At 36.2% G+C, this 24,572-nt stretch carries 24 protein-coding genes; all 24 read left to right on the plus strand.

Annotation, left to right across the window (positions count from 1 at the left end; genetic code table 11):
* Window positions 1–37 precede the first annotated feature (37 nt).
* The 24 genes from J3U57_RS06210 to J3U57_RS06325 all read left to right on the plus strand — a co-directional run bounded on the left by J3U57_RS06210 (window position 38) and on the right by J3U57_RS06325 (window position 24,464).
* Window positions 38–568: a phage virion morphogenesis protein gene (locus tag J3U57_RS06210; protein WP_267344262.1), complete on the plus strand. Its 531-nt coding sequence runs from the start codon at window positions 38–40 to the stop codon at window positions 566–568.
* Window positions 569–798: 230 nt separating this feature from the next.
* Window positions 799–1,875, plus strand: a complete 1,077-nt coding sequence (locus J3U57_RS06215; protein WP_267344260.1) for a hypothetical protein — start codon at window positions 799–801, stop codon at window positions 1,873–1,875.
* Window positions 1,876–1,940: 65 nt separating this feature from the next.
* Window positions 1,941–2,300, plus strand: coding sequence for a hypothetical protein (locus J3U57_RS06220; protein ID WP_220215152.1), 360 nt, complete (start codon window positions 1,941–1,943; stop codon window positions 2,298–2,300).
* Window positions 2,301–2,363: 63 nt separating this feature from the next.
* The gene (locus J3U57_RS06225; protein WP_267344258.1) at window positions 2,364–3,314 is read left to right on the plus strand and encodes a hypothetical protein; all 951 of its coding nucleotides are present in this window, start codon (window positions 2,364–2,366) and stop codon (window positions 3,312–3,314) included.
* Window positions 3,315–3,339: 25 nt separating this feature from the next.
* A complete protein-coding gene (locus J3U57_RS06230) occupies window positions 3,340–3,861 on the plus strand; it encodes a gp436 family protein (RefSeq protein ID WP_267344256.1) in 522 nt (173 codons plus the stop codon).
* Window positions 3,858–4,307 carry a hypothetical protein gene (locus tag J3U57_RS06235; RefSeq protein ID WP_267344255.1) on the plus strand — a complete coding sequence of 150 codons (450 nt, stop codon included), beginning with the start codon at window positions 3,858–3,860 and terminating at the stop codon, window positions 4,305–4,307. Before J3U57_RS06230 ends, J3U57_RS06235 begins: the two co-directional genes overlap by 4 nt.
* A 19-nt stretch (window positions 4,308–4,326) precedes the next feature.
* Complete coding sequence (locus J3U57_RS06240) at window positions 4,327–5,088, plus strand: hypothetical protein (RefSeq protein ID WP_267344253.1); 762 nt, start codon at window positions 4,327–4,329, stop codon at window positions 5,086–5,088.
* A 72-nt stretch (window positions 5,089–5,160) separates the two neighbouring features.
* Window positions 5,161–5,577, plus strand: a complete 417-nt coding sequence (locus J3U57_RS06245) for a DUF6631 family protein (RefSeq protein ID WP_267344252.1) — start codon at window positions 5,161–5,163, stop codon at window positions 5,575–5,577.
* A 77-nt stretch (window positions 5,578–5,654) separates the two neighbouring features.
* Entirely contained in the window at window positions 5,655–5,789 is a 135-nt protein-coding gene (locus J3U57_RS06250) for a hypothetical protein (RefSeq protein ID WP_267344250.1), read from the plus strand.
* Between the two features lie 2 nt (window positions 5,790–5,791).
* Entirely contained in the window at window positions 5,792–8,962 is a 3,171-nt protein-coding gene (locus tag J3U57_RS06255; RefSeq protein WP_267344248.1) for a phage tail length tape measure family protein, read from the plus strand.
* Complete coding sequence (locus J3U57_RS06260) at window positions 8,959–10,146, plus strand: hypothetical protein (RefSeq protein ID WP_267344247.1); 1,188 nt, start codon at window positions 8,959–8,961, stop codon at window positions 10,144–10,146. The genes J3U57_RS06255 and J3U57_RS06260 overlap by 4 nt, the downstream gene beginning before the upstream one ends.
* Window positions 10,127–10,933 (plus strand): phage BR0599 family protein, encoded by an 807-nt coding sequence (locus J3U57_RS06265; RefSeq protein WP_267344245.1) that lies wholly within the window; start codon window positions 10,127–10,129, stop codon window positions 10,931–10,933. Before J3U57_RS06260 ends, J3U57_RS06265 begins: the two co-directional genes overlap by 20 nt.
* A 17-nt stretch (window positions 10,934–10,950) precedes the next feature.
* Window positions 10,951–11,184, plus strand: a complete 234-nt coding sequence (locus J3U57_RS06270; protein WP_065574298.1) for a hypothetical protein — start codon at window positions 10,951–10,953, stop codon at window positions 11,182–11,184.
* Between the two features lie 15 nt (window positions 11,185–11,199).
* On the plus strand, window positions 11,200–11,403 hold the full coding sequence (locus J3U57_RS06275) for a hypothetical protein (RefSeq protein WP_065574299.1): 204 nt from the start codon (window positions 11,200–11,202) through the stop codon (window positions 11,401–11,403).
* Complete coding sequence (locus J3U57_RS06280) at window positions 11,393–13,801, plus strand: phage tail protein (RefSeq protein WP_267344244.1); 2,409 nt, start codon at window positions 11,393–11,395, stop codon at window positions 13,799–13,801. Before J3U57_RS06275 ends, J3U57_RS06280 begins: the two co-directional genes overlap by 11 nt.
* Entirely contained in the window at window positions 13,791–14,576 is a 786-nt protein-coding gene (locus J3U57_RS06285; protein WP_267344243.1) for a hypothetical protein, read from the plus strand. Before J3U57_RS06280 ends, J3U57_RS06285 begins: the two co-directional genes overlap by 11 nt.
* A 13-nt stretch (window positions 14,577–14,589) precedes the next feature.
* The gene (locus J3U57_RS06290) at window positions 14,590–16,842 is read left to right on the plus strand and encodes a GDSL-type esterase/lipase family protein (protein ID WP_267344242.1); all 2,253 of its coding nucleotides are present in this window, start codon (window positions 14,590–14,592) and stop codon (window positions 16,840–16,842) included.
* Between the two features lie 314 nt (window positions 16,843–17,156).
* Window positions 17,157–19,997: an excinuclease ABC subunit UvrA gene (gene uvrA / locus J3U57_RS06295; protein WP_416379659.1), complete on the plus strand. Its 2,841-nt coding sequence runs from the start codon at window positions 17,157–17,159 to the stop codon at window positions 19,995–19,997.
* A 149-nt stretch (window positions 19,998–20,146) separates the two neighbouring features.
* Window positions 20,147–20,746: a glycerol-3-phosphate 1-O-acyltransferase PlsY gene (gene plsY / locus J3U57_RS06300; RefSeq protein ID WP_267344240.1), complete on the plus strand. Its 600-nt coding sequence runs from the start codon at window positions 20,147–20,149 to the stop codon at window positions 20,744–20,746.
* Between the two features lie 210 nt (window positions 20,747–20,956).
* Window positions 20,957–21,562, plus strand: a complete 606-nt coding sequence (gene recR, locus J3U57_RS06305; protein ID WP_267332631.1) for a recombination mediator RecR — start codon at window positions 20,957–20,959, stop codon at window positions 21,560–21,562.
* 91 nt (window positions 21,563–21,653) lie between these two features.
* Window positions 21,654–22,472, plus strand: coding sequence for a pyridoxal phosphatase (locus J3U57_RS06310; protein ID WP_267332632.1), 819 nt, complete (start codon window positions 21,654–21,656; stop codon window positions 22,470–22,472).
* A gap of 21 nt (window positions 22,473–22,493) precedes the next feature.
* Window positions 22,494–23,201: a tRNA pseudouridine(65) synthase TruC gene (gene truC / locus J3U57_RS06315; RefSeq protein WP_267344239.1), complete on the plus strand. Its 708-nt coding sequence runs from the start codon at window positions 22,494–22,496 to the stop codon at window positions 23,199–23,201.
* Between the two features lie 146 nt (window positions 23,202–23,347).
* The gene (locus tag J3U57_RS06320) at window positions 23,348–23,764 is read left to right on the plus strand and encodes a DUF4878 domain-containing protein (RefSeq protein ID WP_267332634.1); all 417 of its coding nucleotides are present in this window, start codon (window positions 23,348–23,350) and stop codon (window positions 23,762–23,764) included.
* 88 nt (window positions 23,765–23,852) lie between these two features.
* Entirely contained in the window at window positions 23,853–24,464 is a 612-nt protein-coding gene (locus J3U57_RS06325) for a YiiX/YebB-like N1pC/P60 family cysteine hydrolase (protein WP_267344238.1), read from the plus strand.
* Window positions 24,465–24,572: the final 108 nt, after the last annotated feature.

The raw sequence follows: 24,572 nt of genomic DNA on the forward strand, positions 1-24,572 counted from the left end.
CGCCACGATTGGGTCGCTGTACGTGGGATTCGAGGCTTTGGCGGAAGCTGCCCGTACATACGATAAAACTAGTATAGGTGAAAAAATGACTGGCGTAAATATTGAGTTTAATATACAAGATGCGCTTGATGCTATGCTTCATATTGAAGCAGCAATAGATGATATGTCTGGTCTATTTGATCACATAGGTGAAGTGTTATTAGATATTCATGAAGCACGCTTTAATGCACAAGAATCACCAGATGGTATACCATGGCAAGCATTATCTCCATGGTATCAACAATCTAAGCCCAAGCAAAAAGATAAAATTTTAACGTTAGATGGTAATCTAAGAAGTACGTTGCATTGGCAGATTGAAGGTAATACATTATTGTTTGGTACCAATTTATTGTACGGCGCTATCCTTCATTTTGGGGGCATTATTAAACCAGTCAGCGCTAATGCATTAAATGTTGGTGGGCGTCCAGTAAAACAAGTGGTTATTCCAGCAAGACCATGGCTAGGTATTAGTATCCAAGATAAATTGCTTTTAGTCGATGTTGTTCGTGAACATTTAGGTTTTGCTTAAAACACAATATAACGCGTTTTAAGCGATTTTATAATGAAATGCTAATAAGTTTATGTATAAAAACTTTAATCAGGCCATAAATGCTTTATAATAATTTATAGCATACCTCTTATCTGATATTTTATTTCAATTTCCATTAAATCCTTCTAATAATTATCTGCCCGCGTTCAGATTACGATTTCTTTAAAATAGATCATGATGCTCTATATCAATTTATTGGAGCATTTTTTATGGCACTTATTCCCGTTTTTAAACCTGGTACGCATACTGCCGTTGACGGCAGAAAACTTACTTTTACTTTAGAAAATTGTATTGATTTAGCTGAAAGCTACGATCCAAGTTTATCTGAAGCGCCTGCTGTAATTGGTCACCCCAAATTAACTGCTCCTGCGTATGCGTGGGCAAAATCATTTGAAGTAAAAGATGGTTTGGTTTATGCCAAGTTAGATCAGATTAATCCAGAATTTGCTGAAGCCTATAATGCAGGCAGTTATAAAAAACGTTCACTTTCAATTTATTTACCGGATTCACCAGGAAATCCTAAACCGGGTCATTACTATGCTCGGCATATCGGCTTTTTAGGTGCTGCAGCGCCGGCCATTAAAGGCTTGCCTGACGTCAGTTTTGCGGAGTCTGAAGGTGAGCAAGGTGCCGCAGAGTTCTCTATGGCTGATGAAGAATTTGATGAGAATTTGATTTCAATTTTAGCTAATTTGCGTGACCTCTTGATTGAGAAAGAAGGCATTGCTAGTGCTGACTTGTTTTTACCGCAATGGCGCCTTGAATCATTGCGTTCAATATCTGTTCAAAAACAAAAGGAGAAAGAAAAAATGCCACAACCTTTAGACGCTAGCTTTGCCGAACAACACGCTGCAATTGACGCTAAAAATGCTGAACTAGCCAAACGTGAACAAGCATTACTAGAAAAAGAACAAACTAACAAACGGGCCGAATTTGCATCATTTGCTGATGAATTAGTTAAAGGTGGAAAATTATTACCTACTCATAAAACTACAGTTGTTGAAGTATTTATGGCGTTGGGTAGTGAACCAATTTCATTTGCTGAAGGTGATGCAACTGTTAACAGTTCCCCTGTTGATTTAATTAAAAAAGTACTTTCAGAGCGTCCCGCTTTTATGAACTTTGCTGAAAAATCGGCTGCTAGTGATAGTGAAGATAACGTTGGCAAACAAGATCCAAAAGTCATTGCTGATGCTGCCAAAGCCTATCAAAAAGAACAGGCAGACAAAGGCAATACAATTTCAATTAGCCAAGCCGTTACGCATGTAACCAAAGCTAAAAAGTAAGAGTATTAATTACAGGCTGATTATTAATGTCAGCATCATTTTAATTTTAACCAAAAGGTTTTTATATGAATATTCCAGGATTAACAGTAGCAAAAACCGCTGAAGGCGAAGTCAAACCACGCGTGATTGTCTGTCATGGTAGTGAAGATGGGCTAGCAAAAACAGCGATTGACGGTAACGCATTATTAATCGGTGTATCAACAATTGTTGGTGGTGGTAACGGTGAAGTGTTTGATGTTGTGCGCAGTGGGTTGGCACAAGTTTTTTATAGCGAAGCAATTGCAATTGGTGATCCAATCACAGCAAATGCCGATGGTCGAGCTAAAAAAGCGATGTCAGGTGATTTTATAATTGGCTATGCCGAAGTTGTGGGTGATGCCGATGAGTTAGGCACTATTTGGATTGCACCAAGCAAACAAGCTTAGCCTTTTATTTAACTAATGGTCTATGACCTTTAATAAACACGTTTTAATAAATAGGAGTTTTATATGCAACGCCCTTTCCCAGTCGAACCTCAGTTGACTGCAATTGCTATCGCTTACCGTAATAATAAGTTAATTGCCGATGAGGTTTTGCCCCGTGTACCTGTTTCTAGCACATCATTTAAATGGCTTGAATTTGATTTTTCAGAGCGATTTACTTTGCCTAATACAAAAGTTGGTCGGACGTCACAACCGAATCAAGTTGAGTTTAGTGCCAAAGAAAAAGAAAGTTCAGTTGAAGATTGGGGACTCGATAGCCCTGTCCCTCAAGATGATATTGATACAGCCATTACAGGCTATAACCCACTGGGTCATGCCGTTGAGGCCACGACTGATTTAATTTTGTTAGATCGTGAGGTTAGAGCTGCAAATTTGCTTTTTAATGGTGCAAATTACAACAATAAACAAACATTAACTTCTGCTGAGCAATGGAATAATCCTGATAGTAACCCAGTAGCATTAATAACGGATGCATTTGATTCAATGGTTCAGCGTCCAAATATCGGCACACTAGGACGTCGAGTTGCCACAATATTACGTCGTCATCCAAAGATTGTTTCAGCATACCATGGAAATGCCGGTGAAAGTGGTTTAGTTCCTCTCGAATTTTTAGCTGACTTATTAGAGCTAGAGGACATTTATGTCGGTGATGCATTTTTAAATAGTGCAAAACCAGGTAAATCGCCGGCATTACTTCGTGCTTGGGGAAATAAAGCATCATTCACGGTACGCAATAAATTAGCAAATACTAAAGGTGGTGTGACGTTCGGTTATACAGCTCAATTTAAAGATCGTGTTTCGGGTTCGATTATTGATCCAGATATCGGTTTACGGGGTGGTCAACGTGTTCGAGTCGGTGAATCGGTCAAAGAGCTAGTTGTGGCTAAAGATGCGGGCTATTTGTTTGAAAATGTTATTCCAGCAAAAGTTAATAATGTGAACAACAACCAACGGTAATTTATCGTTGGTTTGGGTAAAGATGATGAATATTCATTACATTACATTGCTAAATTTATCCGAACGTCCAGGACTAGTTGAGCTATCGCAATTAGTTGCTCAAGATGGTGAAATGCCCGTAGATGCTAATTTATTGGAAGTCATTATTAATGGTGGTGATGTTTCAAATTGGTTACCTGATGATGTTATTAATGCAAATCGAGCAATCTCACGCATTAATGAATCAATCGCTGATGCGCAAGCCGAGATAAACGGTTTTTTACGTCAACGTGGGCACAAACTACCATTAATTAAAGTACCACGTCTGCTAGCTGATTGGGCACGCATTATTGTTCGTTACAAATTACATCGCAATCGTGTTTCTGATGAAAAAAGCGATCCTATCGTGCGTGATTACAAACAAGTTCTGGGCTTTTTAAAAATGGTCGCTGAAGGGAAATATTCGCTGGGTATTGATGATGCTTTGCCTGTCGCAGGTGGTGTACCAAAACAGACTGGACCGGTAAGAGTATTTGATATGAACACATTACGGGATTTTGGACGATGAGTAGCGCACCATTTGATGTATCAGTCATTGCAGAAAAACTAAAAGGTTTAATGTCTGATAAAACCTTAGTTTTTGTTGGTGCCAGTGCTGAATACAGCAAGCTAGCTGATTTAACTTCAGTACCTACCCCTGCTGCTTACGTTTTGCTTGGTAAGGAAACGCCGAATGATAAGCCAACAGGAACACGGCAGTCAGTAAGTGTTAATTTTGGTGTTGTGATTGTTGCACGTGATATTTCAAGTCAAGCAACCAATATTCAAAATGTTAAACAGCTAGCTAATCCAGTGATTGGTGCGGTGCGTAATTTGTTGATTGGTAAAACAGTTCAGTTTATTGATGGAGTGCGCCCAGTTAGTTGGATTGGTGGGCAAACGTTAGGTTTTCAAAACGGCGTACTTGTTTGGATTGATTCATTTCAAACCCAGCATTTTATTGGTAGCCGATAAATAGTTTTAGGAGAAAGATATGTCAGATTTATTAATGAGTCTTCAGGGTACGATTAACCTTGCCACACGTAATACCGCAAGTTCACCCGTTCGACCTAATGCCTTTCGGCATGTGGGTACCGCTGACTCTTGCGAGATGGAGTTAAGTGTTGAGACAGTTACGCAAAATGAGTCTTACACTGGACAACGTCTACAAGTTGGTGAATTAACACTGGGTAAAAGTGGTACGCTAAATCTTACGTTAAAAGATTGGTCAATTGAAAATATTGCTTTGGCGCTTTATGGCGAAGTGATTACTGTCGATTCTGGTATAGCGACAGATGAAAAATTACCTGAAGGTTTAGTTGTCGGTGACCGCATAAAATTAGCCCATCCATTTGTTGCAGATGTTGAGTTAAAAACGGCTGATGGAACCACATTAGCATTAGGCACGGATTATGAAGTCGAATCAGCATATGCAGGATTAATCAAATTATTAACTACAGCGGCATTAACTGCAACGATAGATTATTCATACGCTAAGGCTGAAAGCTTGGGTATTTTTACCCGACAACCGCCTGAACGATGGTTTATGCTCGATGGTATCAATACTGACCGTGAAAATGAACATGTAATTGTGGAGCTATTCCGCGTTAAATTCAACCCAATTTCTAACTTCTCGTTACTACACAATGAGGGATACGGTGAATTACCGTTAACTGCTACTGTTCTAGCTGATATGAGTCAAAACAAGGATAGTTCGCTTGGTTATTTTGGCTCATACGTTCAAAAGGCGAAATAAATTTATTTTATTATGCGGTGATGTGTCACCGCTAATTATTCAACTCTCTAATTTTATTAGTAGGTAAATAACATGGCAGAAAAAGTGACAGCAAAAAAAGAAGAATCAAATGATTTAGCAACATTAATGCCAAATCGTGAAATCATGCTAGCTGGTGAAACAATTACAGTACGTGAATATTCATTTAAAGATGCCTTGACAATTGGTAATGACATTAACCAGTTTGTTGCATTAATTGTGAATGAGATGAATGGTACAAACATAATCACGATTGAACAAGTGGATACAATCTTTATTAATAATCTAGAACTGATTTATTCATTAATTAGTACATCAATTCAAAAACCGATTTCGTTTATTGAATCATTGTCATATAGCGATGGTCTGCAATTATTAGATTGGTGGTGGGTTGTTAATTCCGGTTTTTTTATGAACGCGGTAACTCGCAAAATCATTCGTCAAAACGCCGCCAAACAAGTCGACCAGTAAGTTGGAGTGAAGTTTTTACGCTATTAATCAAAAACGGACATGATGCACAGCAGTTACCTCATTACACACAGCGACAGTTGCTGCTGTATTACGATGAATTAATTAAGCTACAAAACCGAGAGCGAGCTAACCGAATTGAAGATGTTTGTGTTGGTTTTAATGGTGGTAAACAAGTTACTAAGTTTGTAAAACAGTTACGCGGAGAGCAATAATAATGGCTAATAACGATATGAATATTGCAATGAAGTTCACGGCTGACGTGAATCGTGCTAAAAAAAATATTCATGAAGTGAGTGATGAAGTTAAAGATTCAGCAAAAACCATTCAAGAAGCAAACCGCAAAAACGCTGAAAGTTTCCAAAAATTATTTAATCAACAATCTGAATCATGGAAAAGAGTTCATATTGAATCGTTGTGGGATGATTACATTAAAGAGCAAGATAAACTCGTTAAAGCACAAGAGGCAGCAGCAAAAGTTACTAAGGCTCATCAAAAAGAGGTTGAGAAGTTAAAATCTGGGTTGGATCAATTATTAGCAAGTATTGATCCAGCAACTAAAGGTTTAAGTCGATTAGATGCATTAGAAAGTAAACTTCGTCAATCAAAAAAAGCTGGCGTGATAGATAACGATACATTTGATGATTATCTCGGAAAAATCAATAATCAACGAGCAGCATTATCAACGGTAGACTCACTGAATGAAAGCACCAAACGATTAGATTTAAATACTAAAGGTACGCGTCGCAGCATTGCTAGTATGATCAGGCAATTGGCCAGCGGTAATTTTGCGTCAGCAGGAAATTCATTATTTAATATCGGCAATATGACTGGCCGATTACCGCCATTATTTAGCGCTGCCACATTATCGGTGGGTGTTTTCATCGCGACTTTTTACAAAATATCCCAAGTGATAAGTACGATAATTTCAGACCAAGAGCGGTTTAATCGTGCATTAATTTCAACGGGTAATTATGCTGGTACTACTGCAGGTGGGCTTGAGACTATGTCTCAACGTATCGGTAAAATTAATCATAACTACAATGAAACACGTGATGTTATTGCAGAACTGACATCAGAGGGACGATTATCAGCAAAATCGATTGAAAATATCGCTACAGCATCAGCCTATATGGCAACCGTGACAGAAAAAAGTGCCCAAGACGCCGTTCAATCATTTAAAGGTATTGAAAATTCGGTCACTAGCTGGGCGGTTGAAAGTAATAAACAATATCATTTTTTAGATCTGGCTACTTATCAGCGTATAAGTGCGTTAGAAGAACAAGGTAGAACCGAAGAAGCTATTGCAATCGCTACAGATAAATATGCTTCAGAGATGGAAGTCAGCGCTAATAAGATGAAAGAACAGCTCAATTGGTTAGAAAATGCGTGGCGACGCTTCAAAAATGGGGTTAGTGTTCTAGGTAATGAATTAAAGAAAGAGCTTAAGTTTGATTTAGGATTATCAAGCCTAGAAGAAGATATTGAAAGAATGGAGAAAGCTAAAAAAAGAGGTTTTTTTATTGTTCCTGGGTCAGTATCTATTCCATATACTAAAAATGATGATAAAGCATTACAAGAAAAATATGCTCAACGAGATAAACTTCAAAAAGAAGCACAAGAAAAGCATGACACAGATGTAATTAATGAAAAAGCAATCAATGCCCAAAAGGAGCTTGATGAGCTACATAAACAAAATGCCAGTGATGCTGAAAAACAAGCAAAAGCGGTTGATGAATTACGTAAAAAATATGCAGCGTTGTGGTCTGATGAAAAAGGTCGTAAAGATTTACAAGCACAGGGGGTAACTTCAAAAGACGGTAAATCATTTTCTGGTGGTCAATATGATAAAGATGTTAAAAATATTACTGACAAAGGTATTCTTGAATACAATAAAGGGGTTGAAAGATCACTAAAACTGACAACAGAATTGCAACGAGTGATGTATGAAATCAACAACGGAAAATATAAAAATGCATCACAAGCAGAAAAAGACAGAGCCATTGAACTGGCAAAACAAGTTGACGCGAAAAACGCAGCAAAACATAACAAAAAAACTGATTTTTCATTATCAAATGATAAAAACAATCTAGCACTACAGCAACAGTTAAATGAATTGTTGTTAGGCACCAAAGCAAGTGATGATACTGTTGAACAATGGTATAACAATCTATTAGCACAGTTTAAAAAGACTGGTAATAAAGAAGGCATCGATTTAATCGACCAAATTTTACCATTGAAAAAAGCTGACGCGAATTTAAATGAAATCACAACAAAAATTCAGCAAGCACAATCACGTCAATCAACGAAAGAACAAAGTATTCAAGCACAAGTAACTAGTGGTTTAATTACACAAGTTGAAGCACAAAGCCAATTAGTCGATTTACACAAACAGACAGCGCAAGAACTTACAGAATATTTACCTATCCTGCAAGCCATGACTGAATTACCAGGACAAGCAGGCGAAAATGCACAAAAAGCACTTGCGACACTTCAGTTACAAATTGCAGAACTAAATAAAACTACTGATGCACTAACAAATGCATTTAAAAACGGATTGCAAAGCGGTATCCAAGGTAGTTTAGACAGTTTGGCTAAAGGCACATTTGAATTAAAAGATGCCCTGCAAAATCTAGCGCAAAGCATTTTATCGTCAATGGCGCAAGTAGCAAGTAAAGGACTTGCTGATATGGCCATGAATGAATTATCAAATTTAGGAAGTTCATTATTTGGTACAGCTACTGATGCAGCTGTTGATAATGCAAGTGCTGCTGCTTCAGCAGGACTAATGGAAACAGCAATTGCAACCAGTTCCGCTACTGGCGCAGGATTGATGGGTGAGTCAATATCGATGTCTGCTGGAATTGGTGCCGAGACTATTTCTGCATCAATGATTACTGCAGGCACAGCTGCAGGTGAAATTATTAGTGCAGCAATGATTACTGCGGCTAGTGCAAATGCAGGTAGTTCTGCCATGGGAGCAGCGGCTGTAGCCGCGGCAACTGGTGGTTATATTACTGGTGCCGGAACATCAACGTCTGACTCGATTCCGGCAAAACTATCTAACGGAGAATATGTTGTTAAAGCGGAATCCGTTAAAAAATATGGGGTTGATTATCTTCATGCAATCAACACGGGACGATTACATCGTTATGCAACTGGTGGTTTAGTTTCAAATGCCAGCAGTCCGAAGGCACCAAATATATCTGATGAAAATTCATCATCTCGCATAACAAGTCAAGTTCAACCTGCTCCCGTAATTCAGCAAACTCTTGTTCTCGATAGCGGTGAAATGATGAAGTCTGGTATTAGTTCTGTCGATGGTTCAAGGGCATTAATGACATGGATTCATGCTAATGCACCAACATTAAAGCAGGTGTTATCATGAATATATTTTTATGGCAGGCTGAACCAGATTGGACTAATGGCATAACTGAAATACTGGAATGGAAAACCGATATTTTACAATCGTACAGTGGCGCAGAACAACGCATTGCTCGGCGATTATCACCGCGCCGGATGTTTGAATTTTCAATTCTAATTAATGGTAATGAACGTTCACGGTTTGAAAACCGATTAGCATTTGTTGGCGGAAATTCTTGGTATTTTCCTGTTTATACAGACGTCACCTATCTCGATGATGATGTTAATACAGGTGCAACAGTTCTGCCGTGTAACACAATTGGTCGTGATTTTGTAGTTGGCAATAAAGTGCTCATTCAAAGCGAGATTAACAATATTAATCAAACAGCATTACTAGAAGTCTCAGCTGTAAATGAAAATTCAATCACATTAGTTAATCCAGTTAAAACTCAGTTTTTTGCGGGAGCATATATTTATCCTGTTCGATTGGCTGTATTAACAGATATGCCAGAACTTACACGGCATAATGATGACCTATTAAGTGCGCAAATTCGTTTCCGAATTAGTGAGCATAACGCATTTAGTAACGATATTTCATTTTTGCCAACTTACCGACACTTTCCAGTACTCAATATTCAGCCTGATTGGTCTGAATCTCTCAAATGCCGATATGAGCGTGTTTTATTTGAATTAGACAACGGTTCAGGCATTCCAAAACGATTAGATACAGCAAAATTACCATTTTTTGTAACAGAATTTCGTTGGTTTCTGACTGAACGAAATGAGCAAATACAGTTACGCAAACTATTTTATTATCTGAATGGTTGTCAAAAAAACATTTGGATATCAAGCCAAACCAGTGATTTTAATGTCATAACTGTTGACGGTCGAGTTCTTGAAGTTGAAAACACTGGATTTAATGAAATTGGGTTAATGTCAGGTCGAAAAGATTTAGTCATAACTTTATGTAATGGCAGTGAGCTATATCGTCGTATTGAACTTGTCGCTATCGTTTCTGATGAGATTGAGCGTTTACTACTGAATGAACCTATTAATGTAAATGCTGACGATATTCTTTCTGTTTCATTTTTAACATTATGCCGTTTAAATAGCGATGCAGTTAGCTGGAAACATGTAACCGATGCCGATGGACTAGCCAATATAACTTGTAGTTTTAGAGGAGTGCGAGATGAGTTGGAATCAATTTGAATATTCAACCAATAATGGCAAACCATTAACGTTATATGAGTTTATTCGTAATGAACAAAAATACTATCGCTATACCAATGCTGATAGAAATATTGATTTTAATGGTGTGACGTGGATAAGTGAAGTAATCAGTAATACAGGACTAAGTATAGGCACTGGTAATAGTCTAGAAATTACATTGCCATCAACGTCGGACGTAGTTCGTTTATTTCGTGGAGTACCACCCACCAAACCTGTTGTAATCAAAATGTATCAGTTACACGAAAATGACAATGAATTTAAAGTTATCTGGGTCGGAAAAATCCAAGAAGTTAAACGTGAATCAATTGAAAAAGCAAAATTAATTACGGCAAGCGTTGCAAGTTCGTTTGAGCGCAGCGGCCTACGATTGACCTACGGGCGTTCATGTCCCTATGCACTGTATGACCACAATTGCCGGATTCGACAAGAAAACTATAAAGCCGCGAATATCGAAATTATTGCGCTCGATGGAGCAAATATCACCGTAAATTTATCAGGATTTAATTCGGGTTATTTTTCTGGTGGATACATGGAATTTTATATCGATGGTATTCAAGAACTGCGTGGATTGAAAGCACATGTTAATAACGTGATTGGTGTTCTTGGTGGTACTCAAGGGTTAAGTAAAGGGATGCGTATTAATTTATATCCCGGATGTAATAAAACCATCAAAACCTGCAATGAAAAATTTAATAATCATCTCAATTATGGTGGACAACCCCACATTCCGGGCATTTCACCGTTCACAATCGTCAAGCTTTTTTAATTTGGAGGAATTTTATTGTGTGGTGGGCTGTCGCTAAATTTGTTGCTGTTATTGTTGCCAGTTATGTGATTGCACGTGTTACTGCGAAACAACCCAAAAGTAATCGTCCAACCGCTGCAACCGAAGATGATTGGAATATGCCGATACCTGATGAGGGCACTCCTCAGTGTGTTTTTTTCGGTGACTGTTGGACTGCGGATTGGTTTGTACTGGGTTACGGTAACTATCGTTATAGTGCAATTCGTAAGTAAATTGGAGCATTTATTATGAAAATAACAATGGAACATATTCGTGCGGGCGGTGGTTGTGCCGGAGGATTACGTGAGTTTTTTAAACGCTATAACTTGGATTTAAATGCGTTTATTCGTGATGGATATATTGATTCAGAAATAGTTTTAAAAACAGGTGATGCGTTAGCACTACATATTGTCAATATTGCAAAAACAGGGATGAAGTCAAATGGGATCTAAAAAGAAAAAGGTTACCGTAGGATATCGTTATTCATGGGATTTATTTTGCGGGTTAGGTCGTGGTCCAATTAACTCTATTGTCGCAATTACTGCTGATAAGAAAATTGTGTGGTTGGGAAAAGAAAGTGACGCAAATAAGAATCGCACTATTTACATTAATAAGCCCAATTTATTTGGTGGAGAAGACACTGGTGGTGAAGGTGGTATTCAGGGGAACATTGAAATAATGATGGGTGAACTAAACCAAATTCCATCAAATAGTTTAAAAAGTATTTTAAAAGGATTGATTCCGGGATTTCGTGGTGTGGTCACAACATTTTACTCCGGATTAATAAGTTGCTATAGCGCATCACCAAAACCGTGGTCATATCGAGTTCGTCGAACAACTAAAGGGTGGGATAAAAATAATGTTTGGTATCCAGAAAAATGTTTGATCTTATTGCGTGATGATTTATCTGAAATAACTGGCATTGATAGTGAAATAGAAAGCCGCATGAGACCATTGAATTCCAGAGGTCGAGGTCATTTAATAGATAAAAATAAAAGTAAAGAAGAAATTGAAAGAGAGAGAGAAGAACAAAAACGAAAAGCAGAAGAACGCCGAAGGAAAATTGCAGAGTTACGAGCAGCACTGAATAAAAATGTTCGTGATATACATGCAATGAATCCTGCACACATATTATTCGAGTGCGCAACCAATCGAGATTGGGGGCGTGGCTTAAACTGGGATGAAATTGATATTGAAAGTTTTAAAAAAGCGGCAGACACACTATTTAATGAAAAGTTTGGTTTATGTTTTCGATACAACCGACAAGACCAATTGCAAACATTTATACAGCAAATTTTAGACCATATTGGTGCTGCTCAATATGCTGATTTATCAACAGGGAAATTAACATTAAAGCTGATTCGCAACGACTATGATCCAGAAAAATTACCATTATTTAATTATGATAACGGTATTTTATCAGTACAAGATGATGATTCAGCGAGTAATGATGCTACATATAATGAAATAGTTGTTACATATAGTAATCCTGTAACACATGAAGATGGAACTGTTCGTGCTCAAAATCTAGCATCAATTCAACAAGTCGGTTTAATTAGCAATTCAGTTGAATATAAAGCAGTACCAACACAAGAACTGGCCGCTCGCGTGGCTGAGCGAGATCTTGAAATGAATGCAGCGGGCATTACACGTTTAATCATTAAATTTGATAGACGTGGCGGCATATTAGAGCCGGCATCGTGTTTCCGTGTATCTTTACCCGACCGTGATATTGAAAATATGATTTTACGCGTCGGAAAAATAGAAGAACAAAATGATGGTGCTTTATTAATAACTGGCGTGCAAGATGTTTTTAGTTTGTCATCAACATCTTACAATACATCACAACAAACAAGCGAATGGGTAGCACCAGATAATTCAATTCGGGCCGTTAATGATGTACAACTTATTGAATTACCTTATGCGGTTCTTGTATCAACATTGAGCGCAGCGGATCTAGATTATGTAAAACCATCGTCAGGATACATAGGTGTTATGGCATCAGCACCAACCTTAGCATCAATTAATTATATTTTACAATCTCGTGCAACCGGCGCGGAATTTGTCACACAAAATCAGGGCGACTGGACTCCTCGTGCAACATTAATTCGTAATATTGATAAATTAACATCAAAATTTGAAATTGATTCTGACTATCAACCAAGTATTGGTGAAGGAATTTTAATTAATGACGAATTCATGCGCATCGATTCAGTTGATATTAAAAATAATACAATTATTGTAGGTCGTGGTTGCCTAGATTCATTACCGAGAGCGCATAAAGCTGGCTCTAATATTTGGTTTTACATGAACAATATTGAAACTGATGATATTGATTATTTATCAAGTGAAAAAGTTGATGTAAAACTCTTAACGCAGACAAGCGCTGGCACTCTAAATGAAGGTATAGCGCCAATTAAGAGTGTTTGTATGCAGCATCGTCAAATTCGTCCATATTTGCCGGGCAATATTAGAATCAACAATATGTTATATCCTGATTCAATTAAAACTGCTGAAAATTACGTTTTGAGTTTTGCACATCGTGACAGAGTATTACAAATTGATAGATTGATTGACTGCTTATCTAGCAATATTGGACCTGAAAATAATGCAACATATCAAATTGAAATTTCTGATTCGTATACAAAAGCAGTACTTTGGCAAATTAATACAACTAATACATTAATTCAATTACCGTATTCATCGACGGACGATAATATCAATGATGATATTCATATTCTAACGTTATATACAATTCGTGACGGTTATGAATCACTAAACAAATTCACAGTAAAACTGCCAAAAGGACGGGTAATGACTGATGTCTCGGAGGTTGATAATGCAGAGTGAATATTATTACGGACAAGGTAAAGTATATTTAGCTCCATACATTGGTAATACTCAATGGCGTTGGATTGGTGATGTATCATCACTAAAACTAAACTTTGAATTTGAAGAACAATACAGTAAACGCAGTATTGGTGGTCGTCTGGTAAATCATCAGCGTTTTATAACATTCACTGGCGGAAATATTACAGCAACATGGTTTGAGCGTTCTGTTGAAAATCTATCATTAATTTTAGGTGGTAAGCACATAAATGGCGGCCAAAGTTGGCAACGAGAAAAGTTCAATGGCATCGCATCAGGAATGAATGTTTCATTGAGGCATCAGAACATTAGAGATATCTATATTCAAAATCTAACTGAAAACATCGATTTTATTGTTAATTATGAATTCGGTTCAGTTCAATTCATTACAACTCCATCTAAACAACCGTTCATTGTTGAATACGATTATTCGGCTGGCTCAGGAATTGGTATTTTAAATAGTGAACATATTGAGTTAATGATGCGTTATGAAGGCATTAATCTAGCAAATGAAAACGATAAAGTATTTGTCGAATTTTATCGACTATCACTAGATCCAATTGAAGCCATTACATTAATTGATGACAAATCAGAATTTTCCAATATTGAAACTGTATTGCAACTATTACCCGATTTAACCAAATCACCCAAATCTGATTTTGGGCTATTTGGGCGTTTTTATAAACCAACTGAATTTAAAACTATTTATTGCAATGATGAAATTATTGCAAATGACGATTACTACGCAGCGTATTGAGGATGTATAAACTATGAATAAACAAAATGCAACTACTGAAGCGTTAAATAATGAGCAAGATTATGCTCCAGAAAATCCTGAATGGGGAAAAGTACGGCTCATCATGCGAGATGATACGGTGGGTGGTGGGTTAAATGGTAATTTAAACAAACCCATTATTGACCTAGCAAAACGCATGGCGTACATCAAGAAACAAAATGAAGATATCACAGAACAAGCAAAAACTGGATTTATACTATTATCTTCATTTGAAGATGGGGCAAAACTCACATTAGCGAATGAAGTACTTTTATATAAATCAGACGGGCAATATTATCGATGGACAGGTGATCTGCCTAAAATAATTGTAGCTAATAGCACACCAGAAAGCTCTGGAGGAATTGGGGGTGGTAGGTGGGTTTTGGTTGGTGATTCATCGTTAAGAAGTGAATTATCTGGTTCAGATGGTAGCGCTCGTATTGGTTATAAAGGCTCTACAGTGCAAGCAGAGTTGGATAGTAATGGTTTACTAGATTATTATATTTCTCAGATGGCAGCGGGTCAAACAGTAAAAATCGCATGTTATGGCGATTCGACAACAGATGGAAATACGACAACAGGCTGGATTAGAAATGTAGCAGGTTCTAATCATAATGATAATGCTCCAAACGCATGGCCGATACAATTGCAAAACATATTAAGAGAAATGTATAAGAACAAAAATATTTTTGTTTTCAATGCTGGATTTTCTGGGCAACGGTTAGATAATGGATGGGCAACAAACAATTACGAAAAATTGATAGTAAATAATCAATTTTACGGGAAATGTGATATTGTTTTTATTGGGTTTGGTATTAATGATGCAAGTTCTAATAATACTAACGTATTAAATGACACACTAATTCAAACAAATTTATTAATAGATAAAATAAAAAAATCAGGTGCACTACCAATTTTATTAACATGTAACGTTGTTCGTTCAAGATTGACTGGACATGGTGATAATAAATTATTAAAAATAGAGCGACTGAATAATCTCAAAAAATACATAGCAAAAATGCGAAACATTCCTATTTTTGACTTAGATACAGCAATGAAAAATTGGATGCAAAAAAACACAGATAAATATAATTATGCTGATTTACAACCAGATAAAACTCATTGGGGAGATTTAGGGCATCAATATCAAGCGAGTTGGTTAGCTAATATACTATTTAATAATATAGTAAAAATAGACAGTAATAATACATATGAAAGCATTTATTTTTTAGATCCAAGGTCTAATTCACCGATTGGCAGTGATGCTATGTCTACAACAACAAATGCTAAGTTTGGGGTAAATCCATTTGTTTTATCATCTAAATTTGATTGTAGAAATCAAATACTGATGGACATCTGGGTATGGTGTGAGCACGTTGACGCATCAATTATTTACAGAATGCTATTAAATGATGCGAATGACTCAATAATAAAAATAACTGACATATTAACGGGTAATATCATTAAAACAACACCAGGTTTTTTATCATTTCAATTTAACGATTATAGTACGGTTGATGCGCCCCATTATATAGGACAATTAAAATATGGGTTAAATCGGATTCAATTAGTTGGAGATAATAATATTGTTACCGGGGTATTGTTTGGTCATTTTGATTTTGTTGCAAATTATCAAGCAAAATTGGTAAACAAAAATATATTACAAAATACGGGTATTTTTCGAGATTATAAAACATTAATAGCACCAATAGCAGAACCTAAAAGAATTGTATCATTTCAATTTTCACCGGACATTTACGACAACTATGGAACAAATGTTATACAATTATTCAATAAAGATAAAATAACAAATATTTATTTGGAAGGAATGTTTGCTAATGGAACTGGTATTTTTTTAGTTCAAGCAAATGGGAGAAGAAAAAATACGATAAATGGTATTATACTTTTTGGATTTGGCGCTACTGTTTCAATCTATGTTCATCGCTATAACACGGAAACGAAAGAATCAAATTATACCCAAATTGGAGATTCTGTGGCCGTTAGTGCTGATAGTGATGGGAAACACTGCATTAAATTGAGAGCGTATTTTAATCAAAATGGCTATGCAACAATAGATTTTTATCAGAATGAATCACAGATAAAAACAATATCGTGGGAAGGTGTAACAAATAGTATTCCGCCAATATCTGGTGTTGCTGGTAATATCTATCGATACTGTGGCGCAGGGTTGACTCAAGAAATGAATGTTGAGTTAAGTCGATTTGAGGTTTGGTATACAGATCGTTAAAAAGAAATTTATTTTCTTATATTGAAACTGATGCAAAATGCAATTATCAATTGATTTATCATTTAATTATCGCGTTTTGCATCATTTTTAGTTCTAATTTATTTACCAAAAAGTTTGAATACGCACAGTAAGAGGCAAAAAATGCTTTATTCGTGCTAATTAATTAAGAATTATTGGCTAATATGATTGAAATTTTGCTAACCGACACTATTGATCTATATAGTAGTATATTTAATCAAATGTTACTGGTATAATATACAGTTAATTTTTTCCTAATTCGTCTAAAAACTCACTTTAAGAAGAGATCTATGTCAATCAAAGATATCGATATTCGTGGTGCGCGAACGCACAATCTGAAAAATATCAATGTAATCATTCCTAGAGATAAGCTGGTTGTGATTACCGGACTTTCTGGTTCAGGAAAGTCGTCGTTAGCATTTGATACTTTATATGCAGAAGGACAACGCCGTTATGTTGAATCGTTGTCGGCTTATGCTCGTCAGTTTTTATCGCTTATGGAAAAACCCGATGTGGATCATATTGAAGGATTATCACCAGCGATTTCGATTGAGCAAAAATCAACATCGCATAATCCGCGTTCAACAGTAGGGACAATCACTGAGATTTATGACTATTTACGACTTTTATTTGCTCGTATCGGTGAACCACGTTGCCCAAATCATAATTTACCTTTAGCTGCGCAAACAGTCTCGCAAATGGTTGATAGTATTATGGCGTTGCCATCTGAAAACCGTTATATGTTGCTTGCCCCCGTTGTTACTGAACGTAAGGGTGAATTTGTTAAACTGTTTGAGCAGCTCGCAGCCAGTGGTTATATCCGTGTTCGAGTTGATGGTGATGTGTATGATCTATCTGATCCCCCAATACTCGAACTTCAGAAAAAACATACGATTGAAGTTGTGGTGGATCGTTTTCGTATTCGCGATGATTTAAAATTACGTTTAGCTGAATCTATTGAAACCGCACTTTCAATAACAAATGGTATTGTAAAAGTTGCCAATTTAGATGATCCAAAAGCCGAAGAACAGCTATATTCAGCTAATTTTGCTTGTCCAATTTGTGGTTATAGCATCTCTGAACTTGAGCCTCGATTATTTTCGTTTAATAACCCAGCGGGTGCTTGTCCTGAATGTGATGGCTTAGGGGTACAGCAATACTTTGATCCAAAACGTATTGTGCAAATGCCCGAGGTTTCATTGGCTGCTGGCGCAATTAAGGGATGGGATCGTCGTAATTTTTATTACTTTCAGATGTTAACATCACTCGCCGAGCATTATAAGTTTGATATTGACACTCCTTATGAAAAATTATCGGCAAAAATAAAAGATATTTTATTAAATGGTTCTGGTAATACCGAAATTCAATTTGTTTACACTAATGATCGTGGTGATGTAGTTAAACGTAAACATGTTTTTGAAGGGATTATTAATAATCTAACTCGCCGCTATAAAGAAACCGAATCGCAAACTATTCGTGAAGAGCTGGCTAAATATATTAGTAATCGTCCTTGCCCAAGCTGTGGTGGTTCTCGATTATGTGCCACAGCACGGCATGTCTATGTTAATGATACTAATTTGCCAACGATTAGTGATTTAAGTACACAGCAAGCCAAAGATTTTTTTGATAAGCTAACTTTAACTGGTCAACGTGCGCAAATCGCTGAAAAAATACTGAAAGAGATTAATGATCGTCTACAATTTTTAATTAATGTTGGATTAAATTATTTGACTTTGTCACGTTCGGCCGAAACGTTATCGGGTGGTGAGGCACAACGTATTCGACTCGCTAGTCAAATCGGTGCTGGATTAGTTGGCGTGATGTACGTTCTTGATGAACCGTCAATCGGTTTACATCAACGAGATAACACCCGTTTAATTGATACGTTGACCCATTTACGTGACCTAGGTAATACCGTTATTGTCGTTGAACATGACGAAGAAGCCATTATGGCGGCCGATTATGTGATAGATATTGGCCCCGGTGCTGGTGTGCATGGTGGTGAAGTTGTTGCACAAGGTACACCAAAACAGATTATGGACTGTAAAAATTCATTAACTGGTCAATATCTATCTGGTAAAGAAAAAATTGAAATTCCCAAAAATCGGACTAAAGTCGATAAAAAACGAATACTTTCACTTATTGGTGCAACCGGTAATAATCTTAAAGATGTTACCTTAAATATTCCTGTCGGCTTATTTACCTGTATTACTGGCGTGTCTGGCTCGGGTAAATCGACTTTGATTAATGATACTTTATATCCACTTGCACAAAATGAGTTAAATGGTGCAGAAAAGAGTGAAATTGCACCTTATAAAGCAATAAAAGGGCTTAACTATTTTGATAAAGTGATTGCGATTGATCAAAGCCCAATTGGTCGTACACCCCGATCTAATCCTGCAACTTATACTGGATTTTTTACTTCTATTCGTGAACTCTATGCAGGCGTACCTGAAGCGCGTGCACGAGGATATAATCCAGGTCGATTTAGTTTCAATGTAAAAGGGGGACGCTGTGAAGCTTGTCAAGGTGATGGTCTAATAAAAGTTGAAATGCACTTTTTGCCCGATATCTATGTACCTTGTGATCAGTGTCATGGCGCACGATATAATCGAGAAACATTAGAAATCAAATACAAAGGTAAATCGATTAACGAAATCCTCAACATGACTGTTGAAGAAGGTCGAGAATTTTTTGATGCGGTACCGATGATTTCACGCAAATTACAGACTTTAATTGATGTTGGTCTTGCTTATATTACCATTGGTCAGTCAGCAACAACATTATCCGGCGGTGAAGCGCAACGAGTAAAACTTGCAAAAGAGTTATCTAAGCGAGATACTGGTAGCACACTTTATATTCTAGATGAACCAACTACTGGTTTACACTTTGCAGATGTAAAACAGTTACTTGCACAGTTACACTCGTTGAGGGATAAAGGCAATACCATTGTTGTTATTGAACATAATTTAGATGTTGTCAAAACTGCCGATTGGATTGTTGATTTGGGGCCTGAAGGTGGTAGTGGTGGCGGTCAAATAATTGCCGAAGGTACACCAGAAGATGTTGCTGAATCGAAAATATCTTATACTGGGCAATATTTAAAACCATTATTAGAAAAGCAAAAAAAGAGTTAAAGTTGTTTGTTAATAATGACATTAGGGATTAGTTCTTTACTTAAGTATAATTTGTATTATTAACAATTTAATGCCGCATAAAGTAGTTAATACCAATGCGGCATTACCTGTTTTTACTTGGATCATTAAAAATTATGAGGGATGGCATTTTGATAATACAAATTGTAACGATGATCATTATTGCCTATTTATGTGGATCACTATCCGGTGCGATGATTATTAGTCGTATTATGCAATTACAAAATCCCTCATTACATGGTTCTCATAATCCGGGGGCAACAAATGTACTGCGCATTAGTGGCAAATTGCCAGCAGTATTTGTGTTAGTTTTTGATATGCTAAAAGGTGCTATTCCTGTTTATATTGCTTATCGGCTTGGTATTTCCCCTTTCTTTTTAGGCATAATTGGTATTGCTGCTTGTTTGGGTCATATTTTTCCTTGTTTTTTTCATTTTCGCGGTGGAAAGGGCGTGGCGACAGCTTTGGGGATGATGGTCCCAATTGGGTTAGATTTTACCGGTTGTTTTATTTTAACTTGGCTTATTGTCTTACTTATCACCGGTTATTCTTCTGTCGCTGCAATTGTTGGTTTTCTTTTAGCGCCATTTTATGTTTGGTTATTTAAACCTGAACTCACCTTACCTGTTGCGATGCTTTCATGCCTAATTATTGTTCGGCATAGCAGTAACATTGCCAGACTATTTAAAGGTGTTGAGCCTAAAAGTTTTTATCGTGAACATTTAAAATAGTTGAAAAACAGTATTGAATGTTTGCTAATTTGTTTTGAATTTAACAACATTATGACTTATAAAATATAAATTATTAGAAAAATTGCTTACACATTTTGAATAAATTTGATTAATCGTTAATTAAATCAATAGAACATATCTTGTTTAATCAATAATAGAAACAAGGTATGATGAATATAAATAATAAATTGTTGGTTACTAAATTATTTTATGCAAATTAGCCCATTACTAGAATCATTAATGGAATCCTTGCGTTGCTTGCCAGGCGTAGGACCAAAATCAGCACAACGAATGGCTTTTCATTTATTACAACGCAATCGACAAGGTGGTATAAATTTAGCGCATGTATTGCATGAAGCTATGATTAATATAAGCCATTGTAAGCAGTGTCGTACTTTTACTGAACAAGATATTTGTAATATTTGTGCTAATGTTCGCCGACAAAGCAGTGGTCAACTTTGTGTGGTTGAAACACCCGCTGATATCATTGCTATTGAACAAACAGGACAATATAGTGGTCGCTATTTTGTCTTATTGGGTCATTTATCACCGCTTGATGGTATTGGACCAACGGATATTGGTCTTGATTTGCTTAAACAAAGATTATCAACAGAGCAAATAAATGAAGTTATTTTAGCTACTAATCCGACTGTTGAAGGTGATGCTACAGCTAATTATATTGCGCAAATGTGTCTTGAATTTAATGTTATCGCTACGCGCATTGCTCATGGTGTTCCGGTAGGTGGTGAACTTGAAATGGTAGATGGTACAACACTATCTCACTCATTTATTGGTCGTCAAAAAATAGAATTTTAATCTTATTTATTTAGTAAGATTGTTTATAGTATAAAATTAACGATTGGATATTTACTTTAAGGTTAAATGGTATAAACACAAGAGGATAGATATGAAGTATAAAGCGGTTGCGTTTGATATGGATGGCACACTACTGGCGAGTAATCGCCTAATTTTACCAGAAACAGTTGATGTACTAAAAAAAATCAGTGATAAAGGTATAAAAGTTATTTTAGTTTCTGGTCGCCATCATTCAGTTATTTATCCTTATTATTATCAACTTAACTTATCAACGCCGGCTATTTGTTGCAACGGATCGTATCTTTATGATTTCGAAAATCATAAAACTTTAGCGGCAAAACCAATGACTAAAGATCAAGCTAATATATTGTTAAATCTAGTTAATCATTATGGTATCCATACTTTGATTTACACTGATAAGATGATGACTTATGAAGTTTTAGATGATCATCTGGAAGGATTTTTTAAATGGGTTAATGCGCTACCAGCTTTTTTACAGCCTGAAATTAAAAAGGTCGATAGTTTTGCAAAGGTAATTGAAGAGTCTAAAGCAATATTTAAATTTGCAACAAGTAGTCATAATTTACCCGCATTACAGCAATTTTCGCAAGCAGTGGACAAACTTGATCAGTTTTCGTGTGAATGGTCTTGGTCGAATCGTGCTGATGTTGCGATCAAAGGCAATACTAAAGGTAATGGACTTACTCATTGGGCACAACATGAGCAAATCGATTTAAACGAAATTGTTGCTTTTGGTGACAGTTATAATGACATCAGTATGCTAACGATTGCAGGATTGGGCATCGCGATGGGAAATGCTGATGATGAAGTTAAATCACATGCCAATTATGCAATTGGTGATAATAACAGCCCAAGTATTGCAACTGAATTGAAAAAACTCTTTTTATAAGTAACGTGGTAAATATTGATTGTGTTCGACATTCTTTATCAAGATAATGATTTAATTGCGATTAATAAGCCTTCAGGATGGTTGGTACATCGTAGCTGGTTAGACAAACAACAAACCGTTGTTGTTATGCAAACACTAAGGGATCAAATTGGGCAGCATGTCTTTCCTATACATCGGTTAGATAGACCAACCTCTGGTGTATTATTATTTGCATTATCAAGTGACGTTGCGCGTCTAATGTCAGAACAATTTAACTCAAAACAAATTGAAAAAACTTATCATGCAGTAGTTCGTGGTTATGTCGATGGTGAAGCAGTGATTGATTATCCCTTGATTGAAGAGCTCGATAAAATTGCCGATAAGTTTGCGCAACGTAATAAACCAGCTCAAGATGCTGTAACTTTTTATCGAGCGATTAGCAAAATTGAGATACCTGTCAGTGTTGGAAAATTTAAAACAGCACGATATAGCTTTGTAGAGTTAAAACCTAAGACTGGTCGAAAACACCAATTACGTCGTCATATGAAACATATCTTTCATCCCATTTTAGGCGACAGCAAGCATGGCGATCTTCATCAAAATAGAGCTTTCACTGACTATTTTGGTATTAAACGATTAATGTTACATGCTAGCTGTTTAGCGTTAATTCACCCTATCACACAACAACCGATAGTGATTGAAGCTAAATTAGATCAAAGTTGGCAAAATATGCTTCTTAATTTCAAATAGCTGATATTGAGTATATTGTTTATTTTACCTTTGATTCATCTAGATAAATACGTTAGTATGTTTCGTAAGTATGAGCCATATTTATTATTGCAATATGGCTTAACAGTTTAATACATTTTAAATTATCCCTGTAAGGAAATGAAACAATGAAATTAGTAATGAAATTCTTTAGCGTCTTTTTACTTGCTCTTATAGTCTCTGCATGTTCTTCCGAAGAATCACCAGAAAGAACGGCCGAAAATTGTGTTAAAGCTGTTTATAGCGGTGATCTAGAGACTGTTATCAATCTAATGTATCTACCAGAAGACAAAACTAACAAAAATTTTGATATGAAAGACTTAGTTAAATCAAAAATGCAACAAGTCATAGATAAAGCACAAAAATTGGCTCAAGCACATGGTGGCGTTGATAAAGTTCAAGCTTCCCCTGCTGAATATATCAATGAAGATAAAACGATGGCAAAAGTTAAAACCACTGTCTTTTTCAAAGATAAAACGCAACAAGAGGGTGGGAGTGCAAGTTTAATAAAAATTGATGGTAAATGGTTGATGAATTTTAACTAGTCTATCAATGATTGAATAATCAATATTGTGATAATACAATAAGAAAGGGTAAAGCGTATTTACCCTTTTTTATTAGGAATTGGTTTTGATGAAATATGTTCGCTTTTTTCCTATAATTTTTATCATATTGACGAAGTTTGTTTTGACCAATATACCGGTTGCTACTGCCGATGTAAATCGTCAATTAACAGCTTCAGTAAAAGTGGGCGATTGGATCTTTAGAAAAGGGATTCAAGTTGATAGTCTTATTGTTAATCAGGTTAGTGGTGGGGATTTTTCACATATTGGTATGATAATATCCATCGAGCCTGAAGTTAAAATTATTCACGCAACAACAAGTGATGATATTAACTATCCAAACCAAGTCATTATTTCTAGTTTAGCCGAATTTATCACTCCAGAGTTTGCCGAAAAATATGCGGTAGCCAGACCTAATTTTTTGTCAGATCGACAAAAGCAGCAAATTGTTGAGGATATTTTAACGAAAAAGGGTGAGGAATTTGTATTAGCATCGCGTGATCACCCCCATTTGTACTGCACTACACTGCTTTTTGATTCCATTGTTAAAGTTCAACCTGATTTTAATCCAGAATGGACGTATTCACATGTTCCGTTATTAACTGGCATTTACTTATTTCCGAATGCGTTTGCTAATTATCCTAATATTACTTGGATCTATAAGTACCCTGAAGTCAATTAAAGTTTCTAGTCATAACTAAATTAAATAATGAGCATTGTATAATAGATCAACATGCTTTGACGATATATTCAGCTTGAATTACACTGTGTAAAAAATCAATTGTTGATA

It is taken from the genome of Gilliamella sp. B3464 (genome assembly GCF_026536145.1).
Taxonomy (GTDB): domain Bacteria; phylum Pseudomonadota; class Gammaproteobacteria; order Enterobacterales; family Orbaceae; genus Gilliamella.